Annotated in this window: 14 protein-coding genes; 12 read left to right on the top strand and 2 right to left on the bottom strand. The window is 32.5% G+C overall.

What is annotated here, in order from left to right:
- The first annotated feature begins 21 nt into the window (after positions 1–21).
- The 7 genes from ABD745_RS18370 to ABD745_RS18340 all read left to right on the top strand — a co-directional run bounded on the left by ABD745_RS18370 (position 22) and on the right by ABD745_RS18340 (position 7,549).
- Complete coding sequence (locus ABD745_RS18370) at positions 22–1,308, top strand: cation:proton antiporter (RefSeq protein ID WP_344833540.1); 1,287 nt, start codon at positions 22–24, stop codon at positions 1,306–1,308.
- A gap of 15 nt (positions 1,309–1,323) precedes the next feature.
- Positions 1,324–2,043: a DNA alkylation repair protein gene (locus ABD745_RS18365; RefSeq protein WP_344833538.1), complete on the top strand. Its 720-nt coding sequence runs from the start codon at positions 1,324–1,326 to the stop codon at positions 2,041–2,043.
- Between the two features lie 33 nt (positions 2,044–2,076).
- Positions 2,077–2,745 (top strand): hypothetical protein, encoded by a 669-nt coding sequence (locus ABD745_RS18360; protein WP_344833536.1) that lies wholly within the window; start codon positions 2,077–2,079, stop codon positions 2,743–2,745.
- Between the two features lie 7 nt (positions 2,746–2,752).
- Positions 2,753–4,816: a hypothetical protein gene (locus ABD745_RS18355; RefSeq protein ID WP_344833533.1), complete on the top strand. Its 2,064-nt coding sequence runs from the start codon at positions 2,753–2,755 to the stop codon at positions 4,814–4,816.
- Complete coding sequence (locus tag ABD745_RS18350; protein WP_344833531.1) at positions 4,817–6,052, top strand: hypothetical protein; 1,236 nt, start codon at positions 4,817–4,819, stop codon at positions 6,050–6,052. It begins immediately after the preceding gene.
- Positions 6,053–6,074: 22 nt separating this feature from the next.
- Entirely contained in the window at positions 6,075–6,413 is a 339-nt protein-coding gene (locus ABD745_RS18345) for a DUF6122 family protein (RefSeq protein ID WP_344833528.1), read from the top strand.
- A gap of 65 nt (positions 6,414–6,478) precedes the next feature.
- Positions 6,479–7,549 carry a calcium:cation antiporter gene (locus ABD745_RS18340; protein ID WP_344833526.1) on the top strand — a complete coding sequence of 357 codons (1,071 nt, stop codon included), beginning with the start codon at positions 6,479–6,481 and terminating at the stop codon, positions 7,547–7,549.
- 33 nt (positions 7,550–7,582) lie between these two features.
- Here the strand turns inward: ABD745_RS18340 and ABD745_RS18335 are convergent, their stop codons facing one another.
- On the bottom strand, positions 7,583–7,963 hold the full coding sequence (locus tag ABD745_RS18335) for a group III truncated hemoglobin (protein ID WP_344833524.1): 381 nt from the start codon (positions 7,961–7,963) through the stop codon (positions 7,583–7,585).
- A gap of 315 nt (positions 7,964–8,278) precedes the next feature.
- Positions 8,279–10,630, bottom strand: coding sequence for a hypothetical protein (locus ABD745_RS18330; protein ID WP_344833522.1), 2,352 nt, complete (start codon positions 10,628–10,630; stop codon positions 8,279–8,281).
- Between the two features lie 340 nt (positions 10,631–10,970).
- Here ABD745_RS18330 and ABD745_RS18325 point away from each other — a divergent pair, with 340 nt between their 5' ends.
- From ABD745_RS18325 to ABD745_RS18305, 5 genes are all read left to right on the top strand, one after another.
- Positions 10,971–11,939 carry an ion channel gene (locus ABD745_RS18325; protein ID WP_344833519.1) on the top strand — a complete coding sequence of 323 codons (969 nt, stop codon included), beginning with the start codon at positions 10,971–10,973 and terminating at the stop codon, positions 11,937–11,939.
- A gap of 3 nt (positions 11,940–11,942) precedes the next feature.
- The gene (locus tag ABD745_RS18320; protein WP_344833516.1) at positions 11,943–12,434 is read left to right on the top strand and encodes a YkgJ family cysteine cluster protein; all 492 of its coding nucleotides are present in this window, start codon (positions 11,943–11,945) and stop codon (positions 12,432–12,434) included.
- 117 nt (positions 12,435–12,551) lie between these two features.
- A complete protein-coding gene (locus tag ABD745_RS18315) occupies positions 12,552–12,872 on the top strand; it encodes a hypothetical protein (RefSeq protein WP_344833514.1) in 321 nt (106 codons plus the stop codon).
- A gap of 111 nt (positions 12,873–12,983) precedes the next feature.
- Positions 12,984–13,724, top strand: coding sequence for a LytTR family DNA-binding domain-containing protein (locus ABD745_RS18310; RefSeq protein WP_344833512.1), 741 nt, complete (start codon positions 12,984–12,986; stop codon positions 13,722–13,724).
- A gap of 106 nt (positions 13,725–13,830) precedes the next feature.
- Positions 13,831–15,354 (top strand): amidohydrolase family protein, encoded by a 1,524-nt coding sequence (locus ABD745_RS18305; protein ID WP_344833509.1) that lies wholly within the window; start codon positions 13,831–13,833, stop codon positions 15,352–15,354.
- The last annotated feature ends 29 nt before the right edge of the window (positions 15,355–15,383 follow it).

Raw genomic sequence — 15,383 nt, 5'->3', positions numbered from 1 at the left:
AATTTTTTAAAAAACAGCTTAGTGGAATTATATTATTCATTTTCAGCTTTAATAGTTTTAGCATCAATATTTTCATACCTTAATTACAGATTCCTGAAACTTCCGAGTACGATCGGAATTATGGTGATTGCCATTGTCGTTTCAATATTTTTGGTTTCCTTCGGGGAAGCCGTTTTACCGAGAACTTTCGGACACCTTAACAATCTGATGAACGGCATCGATTTTACGGAGGTTTTAATGGGCGCAATGCTTAATTTTCTTCTGTTCGCAGGAGGAATTCACATTAATATAGACGATCTTAAAGAACAGCTCTGGCCTGTTGTGATATTTTCAACAGTGGGTGTTGTGATTTCCACGTTTGTGGTTGGTTTCGGAGTGTATTATCTTTTGCCTTTCGTTGGGCTTCAGCTTCCTTTTATTTACTGTCTCCTTTTCGGAGCGTTGATCTCTCCTACTGACCCTGTTGCGGTTTTAAGCATTCTGAAACAGGCAAATGTTTCCAAAGCTTTGGAAACAAAAGTTGCAGGAGAATCTCTATTCAATGATGGTGTAGCAGTTGTAATTTTTACCGTTGTTCTTGAATTGGCAATCGGTAATAAAGTTGATCTTGGTGTCGAAACTATTGGGATTTTATTGCTGAAAGAAGCTGGTGGAGGAATTCTGTTAGGTGTAATTTTAGGATGGGTAACTTCAAAATTAATGCGTGAGGTTGACGATTATATCATTTCTGTATTGGTAACGCTTTCTGTAGTAATGGGAGGCTATCTTATTGCAAGACAGATGCATATTTCAGGACCCTTGACGATGGTTGCAGCGGGATTATTTATGGGTAACTTTAATGTTAAATTTAAAATGAAATCTATAACGCAGGATTATCTTATCAAATTCTGGGAATTAATTGACGAAATTCTGAATGCTGTTCTTTTCCTTTTCATCGGTTTTGAGCTTTTAATGATAAAAGATCTAAAGCATTTTATGATTCCGGGAGTTCTTGCGGTTCTTGTTGTTTTATTTGCCCGCTTTATATCGATTTGGGGGCCTACGAAGTTGATGCCTTCTAAAACAAGGTTTAGTCCGCAGACGGTAAAAGTTTTAGTTTGGGGAGGAATTCGTGGAGGTGTTTCCATTGCATTAGCTTTATCCATTCCAAAAAATGAAAACAGTACCATTGTTTTAAGTATTACTTATTGTGTCGTTGTATTTTCTATTATTGTTCAAGGACTTACGATTGGAAAACTTGCCAATCCAAAGAAGATTGCAAAAGAAGAAGAATCGAAGGAAAGTATTACATTAAATAATATTGACTAAATATTTAGAAACCAAATGAGTAAAATCATTAAAGAAATACAAGAAGCTTTATCCGTCTTATCCATACCCGAAAAAGCGGAATTTTTTCCAAAATTCTTCAAAACCGGCAAAGGCGAATATGGAGAAGGAGATTTGTTTCTCGGTGTGAAAGTTCCGGATCAAAGAGCTGTGGCAAAAGAATATTACTCCAAAATTTCTTTACAGGAATTAAGCGAATTGCTGTCTTCAAAATATCACGAACACCGATTAACGGCATTGTTTATGCTGATCTCAAAATTCGAAAAAACAAAAGATAAAGCCGTAAAAGATGAGATTGTAGAATTCTATCTGAATCATCTGCAATATGTTAACAATTGGGATCTTGTAGATTCAAGCTGTTATAAGATTTTGGGCCGGTATGCTTTTGAAAATCAGAGAGAAAACTTATTAAAAAAGCTTTCTGCTTCCAATGAAATGTGGCACAAAAGAATCGCCGTCGTCGGAACAATGCATTACGTAAAAAAAGGTTCGTTTGATCTTACAAAAGAATTTGTAACCCAAAATTTAAAGCATTCTCATGATCTGATGCACAAAGCAAACGGTTGGCTTTTAAGAGAAATGGGACAGAAAAATGAGGCAGAACTCATTAATTATCTCAACAAATATTACAAAGAAATGCCAAGAACCTGTCTGAGATATTCCATCGAAAAATTGGATGAAGAATTGCGTCAGGATTATCTGAAAGGCAGAATTTAGAAATAAGATCGTACTTTTACAAAAAACCCAACTATGAAAAATTTCCTTAAACAGCTTTTTCTGTTTATTCCTCTGTTATTACTGTCGAGCTGTTTCGATATTTTAGATAAAGCAAATGTAAAGGCCGACGGAAGCGGAGAATATACCATTATTCTCAACGCAAGCAAAAGCAAAACACGTTTGGCTTCTATCTCAAAAATGGAAACCATTAACGGAAAAAAAGTTCCGAAAAGACCGGAAATCGAAAATAAAATCAATGAAGCTGCAAGGATTTTTAAAGCAACTCCGGGAATCAGCAATGTAAAAACCTCAATGGATTTTGATAATTATATCATTAAATTAAGCTGTAATTTCAAGAGAATTGAAAATATCAACGCTGGGCTGGAACAATTAAAAGCTAAAAATATTCTTGGAAAAATGATTCCGACGCAGATTTACAGTCAAAACATTGCCAGCAAATCATTTACCAGAAACAAAGTAAATACTTTCAAAAGCGATTATGACAAGATGAGTAAGGCTGATAAAGAAATCTTCAATGGTGCCAAATACACTTCTGTCCTGCAATTTGAAAATACGATAAAATCTCAGACGAACAGTTCTTACTTGCTTTCTCCAAACAAAAAAGCAGTGAAACTGGAAGCCAATGTCTTAGATTTTATCCTTCAGAAAAAACAAATTCAAAATAATATTCTCTTTCAATAAATAAACCATGAACTCTATTTTACAAAAAATACAGACAACTATCTTTTTGCTTTTCGGCTTTGCGCTGGTATTTTCACAGCAAAAAATGAAGCTTCCGAAGGATGCCGTTTTCTATATGGAAATCAACGGAAAACAGCTTGACAAAAAGATAAACTGGGAAAAATTCAACCCTTTTTTACAGAAAGTAACCAAAAAAGGCAAAGAAAAACCATCCTGGACAGACTATTCCAAAACGGGAATTAAATATGATGCTACACAATATCATTATGCGAGTTTTAATGATTCTGTGAAAACTTATACCGCTCATTTTATTTTAGACAACAAAGAAAAATTTCAGGAATTCATTAATTCCACCAAGAAAAAAGGACTGGAAATTTCTAAGAAAAACAATTATTCTTATATTAATCTTGATGATGATGTTTTCGTAGCATGGAACGGAAATCGTGCCGTTTTGAAAATGATCAGCTATACTAAACCTTATAAATATGATGACTATAGTGACGCAATTGATAGTATAGCAATAGTCGCAGACAGTGCCGTTGCCGTTGTAGACAGTGCAGCTGCCGTTGCGGTAGACAGCGCTTATGTAGATGAACCTGAAAAACCTTTCGATTATAAGGAAGAAATCAAATATCTGAAAGATGATATTAAAGATTTAAAAGAAGATATTAAAGGTCACAACGCGGAAATTGCAAGAATGCAAAAGGACATCAAATACCTTGAAAAGCATCACGAATATCCGAAAGAGAAAAAAGATTCGACGGATAAAGAATATTCGGATGAGCCGCAGGCTGAAGCTGTGCCACCGCCAATTATTGATGAAGATATGGCAGAAACGGAAGAAAATTTTGACTATAAGAAAGAAATGGATTCTTTGAATATAGAAAAATTCAAGATCGTGAAAAAACTGGCGGAAGCTGATTTCGGCAACTATTTTAATTCAAATCTTGAACTTGAAGTTTCTAAAGACATTCTGGCTTTCCGTGATGCAGATTCTGATGTCTTTGTGTACACAGATTACGGCAGAATTGTAAATGAAGGAGTTTATGGTAAAATGATGAAAACTTACGAATTCGGACAGGTTTTCAATAAAATGTACAACTCCAATTCTTCATACAATCTGTATTTTGATAAAGAAAAAGTAAGACTGGTAAGCAGTTATCAGCACAAAGATCCTGAAGTTCAGAAAAACTTTTCCGCCATTTATAAAGGAAAGAAAAACAAGAATCTGATGTCGCTTATCAATGATAAAAGCATTGGCTACTACTCTATTAATGTAGACGGAAGCAAATATTTCGATCTGATGTACAGCCTGCTGAAAAATTCAGGAGAAGCGGAATATCAGAAAGAAATGGAACTGATGATGGAAACCATGAAAATTGTTCTGGATGAAGAAGCTATTGCTAAAATTGCCCCAGGAAACGGGATTTTCGTGTTGAATGAATTAAAGACAAAAACAGTAGAATACACAGATTACGACTATGACGACAATTACAACGAAAAAGAAGTAAAGAAAACCAAAGAAGTGGCAATGCCAAATTTTACTATTGCTTTTGCTACGGAAAATGAAGGATATTGGAACCGTATTTTCAATGTATTGACAACCAATAAAAAAACCGCGAAAAATTTCATCAAAAAAGGAGATTTTTATTCGTTTAAGGATGATAAAAAAGACAGCTATGTAGATCAGTTGTTTTTTACTGTAAAAAACGGAGTTGTTTACGTAACGACTTCTACAGACAATCTTCTTCCTAAAAATCAGTCTGATATTTCTAAAAACTGGGCGAAAGATTCAGCTAAATATCCGGCTTCAGGAAGATTTGATATTGAAAGGCTTTTAATTGGTCTGGAAAAAGAATTCAAGAGTCCTTCTGAAAGAAAAACATTGGATTTCGTGAAGAAAAATGTTGGTGAAATGTATTTTAAATCTGAAGCAAAAGGCGACAGAATAGAAACAGAAATAGATTATTCTATCAAAAATTCGTCAGAAAACAGCCTGATGTATTTCTTCGATTTGTTTGATGAAGTCTACAAGAACAACGAATCTGAGAAAAAAGCACCCATTTTATAAATGAAAAAGAAACTTATTGTCTTAGTTGTTTTTCTGTTTGCAGCGATTATTTATTTTATTTTTTATCACAAAAAAAACAAGTTCACCATTGTTTCTGCAAATGCCGATGTAATCATTTTAGTCGATGCAAAAAAATTAACGAGACAATATGTTTACAATTTTGCAACCCATCCTTCACAATGGTTTGGAAGCAAAAATGAAGATAAAAATTCAATTTCTATAATAAAATCGGGAGTGGAAATTCCCGATTTTTTTCAGATTTTCCATTTGAAGAATTCAAAATTTTCCGATTGGTACAGTGTTTTCGAATTAAAAGACAGACAAAGATTTATCACATTTTTAAAACAGCAAAAATTTGCAGATCAGGGAAATAACATTTTTAAAAAGAATCAGGTTTTTATTAAATTATTAAATAAAAATTGCATCGTAGGAACTTCTGATAAAGGTTTTGACAGTATCGATTATCAAATGCTTCCATCTTCAAAAATTAATATTCTTGATGCTGGAGAGCTTATCAATCATGGTATAGGAACTATTTTATTCAATTCCGATAAAGGCAGCTCCAATCTTTCTATTGAATTAAATTCGGATGAAATAATAATTAAAAACAATTTGGATTCAAACGATTCACCTTCCATAATTTCCAAATTACAGCATACAAAATCTTTTATTGAAACTGAATTAGATACCGAAAATATTAAGAACTTCAGTTCTCTTTTTGATAAAACGTTTGCTAATTCTTCTCAGATTAATTATTTAAAAGCAACCGCTGAGCTTGAACAGGCAAACGACACAATCATTACTTACGGTTATGACGACAATTTCAATGAAGTTGAAAAAAAGAGCATTCAAAAAATTATCCAGCCGAATTATGTGATTAATTTTCAAAGTTCAGATCCCGAAAAAACTGAGCAATATTTTCAGAATAAAAAATGGACTAATGCTCAGAAACAATTCACTGCAATTCCGTTTCAGCCAAATTATATTGAAAAAAATAAAACAGGATTTGAAATAAAATCAATCAGAAAATCCATTCAACTATTCCCAAAGTTAAACGAAAATTATATTTTTGTCAGGAATAACGCTTTATTACTTTCTTCTTTTAAATCTTTAACCTCATCCGAAAAGAAATTAATTTCCGATATTGATTATATTTTCTATGGAAATAATGATCAGGATTATTACTTGAAGTTGCAATTTAAAAAAGGAGAATTGCCCTTAATTTTGAGATGGTAAAAAGCGACTCTAAAATTTGCTGATGGCTTCTTCTGACACTTTATTGATAAAAACTTTTACGCATTATTTCCTGCATTTTGTATTTCCTGTTTTTATTGCATTAATTTTTTATCGTGAAAACTGGAAAAAAGCGTATTTCATTCTATTGGCAACCATGCTTGTAGACCTCGATCATCTTTTTGCCACCCCTATTTTTGATCCGGACAGAGCGAGTATCGGATTTCACTTTTTACATTCTTATTATGCTATTGCGGTGTATTTTTTGATGCTTTTCTTTAAAGGAAATATCAGAATTATCGGCATCGGACTTTTGTTTCATATGCTGACGGATTTTCAGGATTTTTACTTCTGGAGCCATTAAAATATTATTAATATTTTCTTTTAAAATTTCAAATCTCATAGATTTTTTGTATTTTAGGAACACTTATGAAATTAAAGGAATTTTTACATTATACTTACATTTTTCCTCTTCTGGCAGTGGGATATTATTTTTCCGGACTGATGGGAACAGGCGTTTTTTTTGATGTAATTGCCGGAATTTTATTAACGGGAAGTGTTTTATCTGCCGTTCATCATGCAGAAGTTGTCGCCCACAAAGTAGGCGAACCATTCGGAACGATTATTTTGGCACTCTGTATTACCATTATTGAAGTTGCTTTAATTATTTCGTTAATGATTGCCGGTGGAGATCAGGCAATTACACTCGCAAGAGATACTATTTTTGCCGCAGTCATGCTTATTCTCAACGGAATTTTAGGCATCTGTATTTTGATAGGTGGTGTAAAATATTACGAACAGTTTTTCGCAAGAACCTCAGCTACAACCTATTTAGTAAGCATTGTTTCCATTTTAGTTTTAACTTTAGTTCTTCCTAATTTTACTTCGAGCGTCAACGGACCTTTTTATAACACCCCTCAACTGATTTTCATTTCTATTGCCTGTCTTGTTATTTATGGTATATTTTTAATGGTTCAGACGGTAAGACACAGAAATTACTTCATCGTTGCCGAAGAGCATCCGGAAGGAGTTTATATCCCTTCCACTATAAAAACAATTATCAGCTTTATTTTCTTAGTCATCTGTCTGGCAATTGTTGTGATGATGGCGAAAGGTCTTTCTACGACGATCGAAAATATGGTGCAGGGTTTTGGAGCTCCAAAATCCTTAGTCGGAGTCATTATTGCTGCAGTAGTTCTTCTTCCGGAAGGTGTTGCAGCGATCAGAGCGGCTCGAAGCAATCAGATTCAGTCGAGCCTGAATTTGGCTTTAGGATCAGCTTTGGCGAGTATTGGATTAACGATTCCTGCAGTTGCGATCGTTTGTATTATGTATGACATCCCGTTGGTTTTGGGGTTAGATAAAAAAGACATTATCCTTCTTTCTTTATCGGTTTTTATTGTAATGCTTTCCTTAAGTCGCGGAAAAACAAATATTTTATACGGAACGGTTTTATTGGTAAATCTTGCCGCTTATATTTTTACGGTAATTGTACCTTAATTAATATTTTAAACAAAACTCATATTAAGTCTCTTACAATCTTCTCGCTAAATCCATTTTAAAAGACATTAATTTGGCAATATTTTCGGATTTGTAGATTGCTGTATCTGCATTTTCGCCCACAAAATTTTCTTCGACCGAAATTTTCCAAAGTTCCAGCCAACGGTTGAAATGTTTCTGTTCCATCGCCTGAATTTCATTAATCGGAAAATGAGCGCCCATCGGATTTCCTTTGTAAGACATCTGCCCAAAAAGAATTGTTTCCCAAAACGAATACATTTTCGGTAAATGTTTATCCCAATCCACTTTAGCAACATCTTTAAAGAAAAACCCAATCGTTTCATCCTTAACGACTTTGGCATAAAATGAATTCACAAGATGTTCAATATCTTCTCTTGATTCCAATTTTTTCATACATCAAAGTTAATTTAAAATCAATTGAGAAATTCAATCATTGAGTTGATAAATTTCATTATCAAAAGTTTTTTTAATCAAAATTTTATTTAAATTATAATTTTAAGTCGCTGAAAATTAAGAACTCCTTTAATATGGAGTTGCTACCTTTGTTAGCAACTCCATAGTTTGTATAATTAAAAACTGAATAATGAATCAGTTAATATTCCAATAGCTTTTTTGATTGGTCATTTAATTATATTATCACCTAGAATTTAAAAATCAATAGACCCAATCCTTAACCCTAAATATTTTCCATTTAGTGAGCATTCCCCATTATACAAAATCAAAATTATCAGCCCAATAATCATAATCTGTATCGGTGCTATTAAGAAAGTAACCATTTATATGTTGTCCTCTTTGTGCATAAATATCCCCCAAAAATTGAATAGTTAATCCATCTGGATATATATATGCAATAATCGAACTCATATTACCGTATGTAAATGGGTTATTAGGATAACTGTTGAAAAAATCTAATTTTCTTCCTATTGTAATTGCTGGATGTGAAGTATTTATTTTAATTGTAGAATTATCTATTACTTCATCCACCATTATAGGCACATTAAACTGTCTTTGTTTTGATGATATTAATCTGAAAAAATGAACATCATGACTTTCGATTAATGTATAAATATCATCTAAGGATTTTTTAAAATTATTAGTAAGCTTTACAATGATAGCAGATCCTGTGTTTCCAGTAATAATTCCAGTTCCGAGGTGGCAAGTAGCTATATCTCCTCTCAAGTCAATTAGATCATTTACTCCATATACATATTTGTCGGTTATATTAATAGTTAATGTATTATTATTTCCGTTATATACTATATTTCCGCTAAAATAGGGTTCATATCTTTCCCAAAGTTTCCGTTTCAAAATTTCTAAATTATTATATCCATTACCGTAAACCTGCATTTCCTCAAATATTTGGGAAATAGAAAAAGGATTTCGTTGGAAAACATCATTGGTGGATACTGCATTATTAAAGCTTAATATAGGAAAATCAATATGTCTAATCATATTATCTAAATTCTGATCAGCCAAATTCGCAATTGTAGTTTGGTCATATTTAAAATCGGACATTTCAAATGATCTTGACAATGGCCCAACAACAAAAAGATTTCTTTCTGTAGTAATATAACAACGAACAAAATTAACGGGACCATTTACCATTGAAAAAGGGACTCCTGTTTCAGATAGGTTTTCTTGTTTAGTTTCGCGCTGCCTAAAAAAACAGTCCTCAAAAGTGATTGTATTACTTCCTTTTGAAACGTATTGAGTTCCCGCATTACCAATCTTATAAATACTTTCAGCACCACAATGTTTAAATACACATGGAGCCGCATAAATCGTGTCTAAATCAATAATTTGATAACAGCTTTCAAAATCACAATTTGTTACAAGCATGTTGATACACCCTTTTCCTTGCCCGAATGTCTTATTGTCAAATATAGTGAATGCTCCTCCTAATCTGGAATTGTATACATTAAGAAGTCTGGATTGTGTGTGGCATACTACGACATTATAAGCATTATTTGTGATTAAGCAATTTTCAATGTCATTAAAATCATTGTTGTAGTCACTTGCTGAAGCGCTATATGCAACACCGACTACAAAACCTTGAACACAACATTTTATCAATTTTGTATTGGTACTTATGTTTGTACCACTGTTCACAATTGCAGGATCGAAATACATTGGTACTGAGACAAATGGTGGTAAGGAAGGTGCATCATACTTAGTATAACTATTCCAAGTTTCATCAGTTGCACCAGCTACAAATCTAAAACCATCTACAATAATACCTCCATAAGGACAATATCGTGAAAAGCCTTCTTCTTTATATTTCTGTTTAGTAATATCTCCAACCCAACCTTCTCTAGTGTCAAGACCAGCCTCGTCAAAAACATTGCCTATTTTGCGTCCATTTTTTAGAAACGGATAATTCATTCCTATAATAGTTATACCATTAATTTCTGAAAAAAAAGATGAATTCACGGAAATGCCATATTCACCTTCACATAATAAAGTGGTTCCTTCAAATTGATTTTCAGGATACCATTTAAAAATACCAGTCTCACCTACAAAATTAATGTTACAAAAATCTGTATAACCCATTTGCAAGCCTTTTAAAAGTCGAAAAGTCCCTTTTGGAGCAATTACTTTTTTCGGAAACGTTTTATATGCACAATCTAAAGCTTTTTGAAAGCCATCATAATTATCAGTTCCGGAAAAAGGAATAATCTGTTGACTTTCTTCGTGTACTTGTCCATCATTTACTACTCCAAACCAAGCTACTTTCCATTCAGGAATATTGAAATTTCCATCAATATATTGTGAAGTACGGTTATAACAAAAAATTTTAGTATCGACAATACTCTCAATTGCTGTATTTTGTCCATTTAATACCCCAAAATTTTTTAATACCCCACCAGTGAAATAAAGTAAACCATCTTGTGGTAAATAAACAGGTTGATTATTACAATCCACATCTACATCTATTTCAAGATATTTACAAGTGGAGAACGCTGTTGCAAAGTCTCCATAAAAAGTTGATATTTTTATAAGATCTCCCATAATTTTTTTTAAATTATTAAAATTAAATTTTTGCCCGTACAATCCTAGCATGAGCTCTAGTAATCAAACTTTTTATTTTATTTGTATTGTGCACATACAAATAATTACTGAGGATAAATCCTTATTATTTAATTACTAATACAAAAGTATATAAGCAAAGCGCCAAAACTTGACGTATTAAAATATTAAATAAGGAAAATGTTATATAAAATGGGAAATAGATTGAGGATATTTTACTTTAAATGAGCTGACAAATTGATTTGTTAGGGTTTATTTTTAGATTTTTGATTATATTAAGTTTTGATAACTGACTTTATCAAAAGCTTTTGATAAATTTCATGAAAACAATATTTTATCTTTGCATTTTAAATCAAACCAAATGATATAAAAAATGGCAAGAGGATTCAGACAAAAAATTCATCAAAAAAATACGGAAAACAGTGGTTTCGGTGATAATGCTTCCGGGAGGTTTATCAATAAAGACGGACTTCCGAACGTCCACAGAAAAGGAGTAAACATCTTCAACAGATTCAGTTGGTATCATACAATGCTGGATTTGTCGACATTTCAGTTTCTTTCCTATTTGGTCATTGCTTATATTTTGGTGAATATTTTCTTTGCTTTAATTTATTATCTGATTGGGGTAGAACACTTAACCGGAATTGATAAAAGTGACCCGATTAATGAATTTATCGATGTCTTTTTCTTCAGTTCACAGACATTCACGACTGTTGGATACGGAAGAATTGCACCGGTTGGCTTTATGGCGAGTTTGGTGGCAACTTTTGAGGCTTTTCTTGGATTGCTTACCTTTGCTATTGCAACAGGACTTTTTTATGGGAGATTTTCCAGACCAAGAGCGTATTTGAAATTTTCTGACATTGCGGTAATCGCTCCGTTTAAAGGCACTTCTGCTTTAATGTTCAGATTGGCTCCTTATAAAAATAATGCTCTTACAGATGCAGATGTCATTGTTTCAACAGCCATTGAAGTGATTGATGAAAGTGTTCCGAAGACAAATTTTTATCAGTTAAAGGTTCAATTAAATAAAATTAATACATTGGCTCTCAATTGGACTGTCGTTCATAAAATAGATGAAGAATCACCATTTTATGGTTTTTCCGACGATGATTTTAAAAATACAAATATTGAAATCATTGTTCATGTTCGTGCGTTTGATGAAGTGTTTTCGAATACCGTGGTTCAAAGGTCTTCTTATGTTTCAAAGGAAATAATCTACGGCGCGAAGTTTATTCCGATGTATTATCCTGATAAAGAGAACCTTTCTACGGTTTTGGATCTGGATAAAATTAATGATTATCAAAAAGCAGATCTTCCCGTTTTTGTGGAAGAACAATAATAAATGGATTTAGAACTTTACAAAAAACAGGCTCTTCAAAAACAAAAAGAGCATAAAAAATTTCTGGACAGTCTGAAAAAAAAACCGCCCAAGAACCTTGATTATATTGTTCAGGAAACTCATGATGAAGTCTTTGAAGAAGTAATCGACTGCCTTCAATGTGCCAATTGCTGTAAAACAACCGGACCTCTATATACCGAAAAAGATATTGAGAGAATTTCGAAACATCTTCGTATGAAACCCGCAGATTTTGAAGCAAAATTTCTAAGAGTGGATGAAGACAATGATAAAGTTCTGCAAAATTTGCCTTGTTTTTTCCTAAACGACGATAATACCTGTTCGATCTACGAAGTTCGACCAAAAGCATGCAGAGAGTATCCTCATACTGACAGAAAAAAGATCTATCAGATTAATAATTTGATGATTAAAAATACGGTGATTTGCCCTGCAGCTTATGAGTTTGTGGAAAGAATTATGAAAAATTTAGGAAAGTAAACTATAATCCAAAATCAATCTTAAATAATTATAAAGTCCGTTAAATAAATACTTTAGATATACTATTTAATAATAAAGTGGCGTTTCATTTAAACAACCATTTAAAATATTAGTATTATGAAAAAGTTAGTTTTAACAGCAGCGTTTACATTAGTCGGAGTAATCGCAGTATCGGCTCAGACGGAAACAACAACTCAACAAAACCCGTCGCAAAACCCTAATAACCAAACGACAACTCAAACTCAACAAAAGAATTCACAGACAGCCTCAACTTCCCAAAGCCAAAATACAACGGCAACAGCGACTGTTGATACAACTCCGGTAACAACTGCTACTGAAACTACAGCAAGCGTGAGTACAGATACAGCCGTTGATGCAGCAAAACCAACAGACGCGACGAAAGAAGAAAAGAAGTCTAAAAAGAAAAAATCTAAGTAGTATTCAAATTTAAATAAAGTAGAAATGAGATCCTGGAATGTAATGTTTCAGGATTTTTTTGTAAATATGTATGAATAATTATTCAATATATAATAGCCATTTTCTTATTGCATGAAAAAACTAAACCCATCGATTAAGCATCATTTACTCATAGGGATTTTCCTCAGTATCTGGCTTTTTACCTTTGCCTTTTTTATAAGACCGTTTGACGATGGAACGATAAGTTTTAAAGTATGGATTATTATCAGCATTGGATTCAGTTTCATCGCATTTCTATGTTATAGCGTACTTGCTTTCCTTCAAAAAAAGATTTATCATCAACTCTCAAAATGGAATGTTGGATTTGAGATAGCCAGTCTACTTTTTTTCCAACTCCTGTTTTTGGTATTTACTTTTTGTTTTTATAAAAGTCCTGTTTTACATGGAGGGTATGATTTTTTCACCTTTTTAAAGATGATAATTCTTAAATCAGCTTTGATTTCAACCCCCATAATCGTTTTAGCAAGAATATATGCTGTTACATTAATTCCTGCGAAAGATGATAACATCATTATGAGAGGAGAGAATAAATTGGATATTTTAAAAATAAGAAAAGATGATCTGATCTGTGTTTCAAATTCGCAAAATTATGTCGAAATCTTTTTTATAGATAGTGGCGAGCTAAAAACAAAACTCATCCGAAGTACGCTTAAAAAAATTCAAACCGATTTTGATTTTTTAGTTCAGGTTCATCGTTCACACTTGATAAATCCATCTCATTTTAAGGCCTGGAAAAATCAAGATACGATTTCTCTTACCCAAATTGAGCTTCCTGTTTCTAAAAATTACAGAGAACATTTATTGGCTTTATAATTTCCGTACCTAAAACGGCATATTTCATACCTAATCCCCATTTCAACATAGTTTTAGAGAGTATTTGTATTTATTTTGTTTTTTCAAATTAAACAAGAGATAATTTATGAAAAAACGTTGGGTTAGAAGAATTTTGTATTCGGTTATGGCATTATTAGGTGTTGTTATCTGTGCTTTTATTTGGGCTGATTATGAATTAAATAAAGTTATGGGGAAATCTACCAAGACTATTGATATTTCTTCGATTATTAAACCTTCTAAAATACTTCAGATAAGAAATGTCAACGTTCTTTCAGAAGATTGCAGTCATTTTATTAAAAATCAAAATATACTCATTAAAGACGGTCTGATTCTTCAATTAGGTAAGAATCTAGCTAAAAATAAAGATGCTGTTATTATTGACGGAACAAACCAATATCTGATTCCTGGTTTGGTTGATAGCCATGTTCATTTAAAAGAAAGTAAAAATGATTTGTTTTTATATTTGGCGAATGGGATTACTTTCATCAGAGAAATGGCGGGACAACCTGTTGTTTTAGAATGGAGAAAATCAATACAGAAAAACGGTCTCGGTCCACGAATGTTCATTGCATCTCCACCAATTTACAGTGAGAGCGGATTGACAGGTTATTATTATAGCTGGACAAGAAAATCTATCAACTATTCAAATAAAAAGGATGCTCAAAAAGTAATTAAAAAAATATACAAACAAGGCTATGATGCAATTAAAATGTACGGTTTTGTGAATCCGGAAATGGTTAAAACAACCAATGAGATTGCTAAAGAAAATAATATTCCTGTGATTGGACATATACCTTTGGTTAATTTAGAAACCTTTTATCAATCAGGTCAAAAAGAAGTAGCTCATATTGAAGAACTTACCATTAAAACAATTGAAGAATTCGGAAAGCCAATTTCTAAAAATCCCGAAAAATATCTTACATTTTTAAAAGCACGTTCTGCTCAGATTGCTGAAAAATTAAAAGAAAATAATATCAGTGTTACTTCAACGGTTTGGCTGTGTGAAAGTTTTGTGGGACAACGATTTAATTTAAAATCTAAACTTAAAGAAGTAGAATTAAAATACGCAAACCCCAAAATTATTGAAGGAACTCCCCTCTATAAAATGGGTTGGCTACCCGGCAAAAACGGATATGAATATGATGGAAAAGATGAGCCCAAAGCAAGAAAATCATCATTAACTTTTTGGAAAACCTATGTAGAAGCTATACACATCATGACAAAAGCATTGGTAGATCATAAAGTTCTCATTATGGCAGGAACAGATGCTAATGTACCTGTTTCTGTCCCTGGATTTTCTCTTCATAATGAGTTAGAATCTTTATCTAAATCAGGAATGACTAGCTCACAAGCCATTTATTCTGCAACTGTTGAACCAGCCAATTGGATGAAAACCAAGACCGGAAAAATAAAAGCGGGATATTATTCCGATCTGGTTCTGCTTAGAAAAAATCCGTTAGAGAATATTAGGAATACAAAGACTATTGAATATGTGTTTTTTAATAAATATGCCATAAACAAAAACCAAATAAAAACTATTTTGAAAGCTATAGAAGATGCTAATAATGAAAACAGAAGCATTAAAATTAATGAATATTTACACTTTTAATCAAATAAAAAAAGCGTTGATATATTCAA

Source organism: Chryseobacterium ginsenosidimutans (assembly GCF_039536845.1).
GTDB lineage: Bacteria > Bacteroidota > Bacteroidia > Flavobacteriales > Weeksellaceae > Chryseobacterium > Chryseobacterium ginsenosidimutans_B.
The sequence above is the reverse complement of the archived record's forward strand: the minus strand, read 5'-3'. Positions and strand labels throughout refer to the sequence as shown.

Bases quoted from the DNA above. Each gene is read 5' to 3' on its own strand.
- ABD745_RS18335 (WP_344833524.1), bottom strand. From the start codon at position 7,963: ATGAAAAAATTGGAATCAAGAGAAGATATTGAACATCTTGTGAATTCA.
- ABD745_RS18320 (WP_344833516.1), top strand. From the start codon at position 11,943: ATGGATTTAGAACTTTACAAAAAACAGGCTCTTCAAAAACAAAAAGAG.
- ABD745_RS18345 (WP_344833528.1), top strand. From the start codon at position 6,075: ATGGCTTCTTCTGACACTTTATTGATAAAAACTTTTACGCATTATTTC.
- ABD745_RS18340 (WP_344833526.1), top strand. From the start codon at position 6,479: ATGAAATTAAAGGAATTTTTACATTATACTTACATTTTTCCTCTTCTG.
- ABD745_RS18365 (WP_344833538.1), top strand. From the start codon at position 1,324: ATGAGTAAAATCATTAAAGAAATACAAGAAGCTTTATCCGTCTTATCC.
- ABD745_RS18360 (WP_344833536.1), top strand. From the start codon at position 2,077: ATGAAAAATTTCCTTAAACAGCTTTTTCTGTTTATTCCTCTGTTATTA.
- ABD745_RS18330 (WP_344833522.1), bottom strand. From the start codon at position 10,630: ATGCTAGGATTGTACGGGCAAAAATTTAATTTTAATAATTTAAAAAAA.
- ABD745_RS18350 (WP_344833531.1), top strand. From the start codon at position 4,817: ATGAAAAAGAAACTTATTGTCTTAGTTGTTTTTCTGTTTGCAGCGATT.
- ABD745_RS18315 (WP_344833514.1), top strand. From the start codon at position 12,552: ATGAAAAAGTTAGTTTTAACAGCAGCGTTTACATTAGTCGGAGTAATC.
- ABD745_RS18310 (WP_344833512.1), top strand. From the start codon at position 12,984: ATGAAAAAACTAAACCCATCGATTAAGCATCATTTACTCATAGGGATT.
- ABD745_RS18305 (WP_344833509.1), top strand. From the start codon at position 13,831: ATGAAAAAACGTTGGGTTAGAAGAATTTTGTATTCGGTTATGGCATTA.
- ABD745_RS18325 (WP_344833519.1), top strand. From the start codon at position 10,971: ATGGCAAGAGGATTCAGACAAAAAATTCATCAAAAAAATACGGAAAAC.
- ABD745_RS18355 (WP_344833533.1), top strand. From the start codon at position 2,753: ATGAACTCTATTTTACAAAAAATACAGACAACTATCTTTTTGCTTTTC.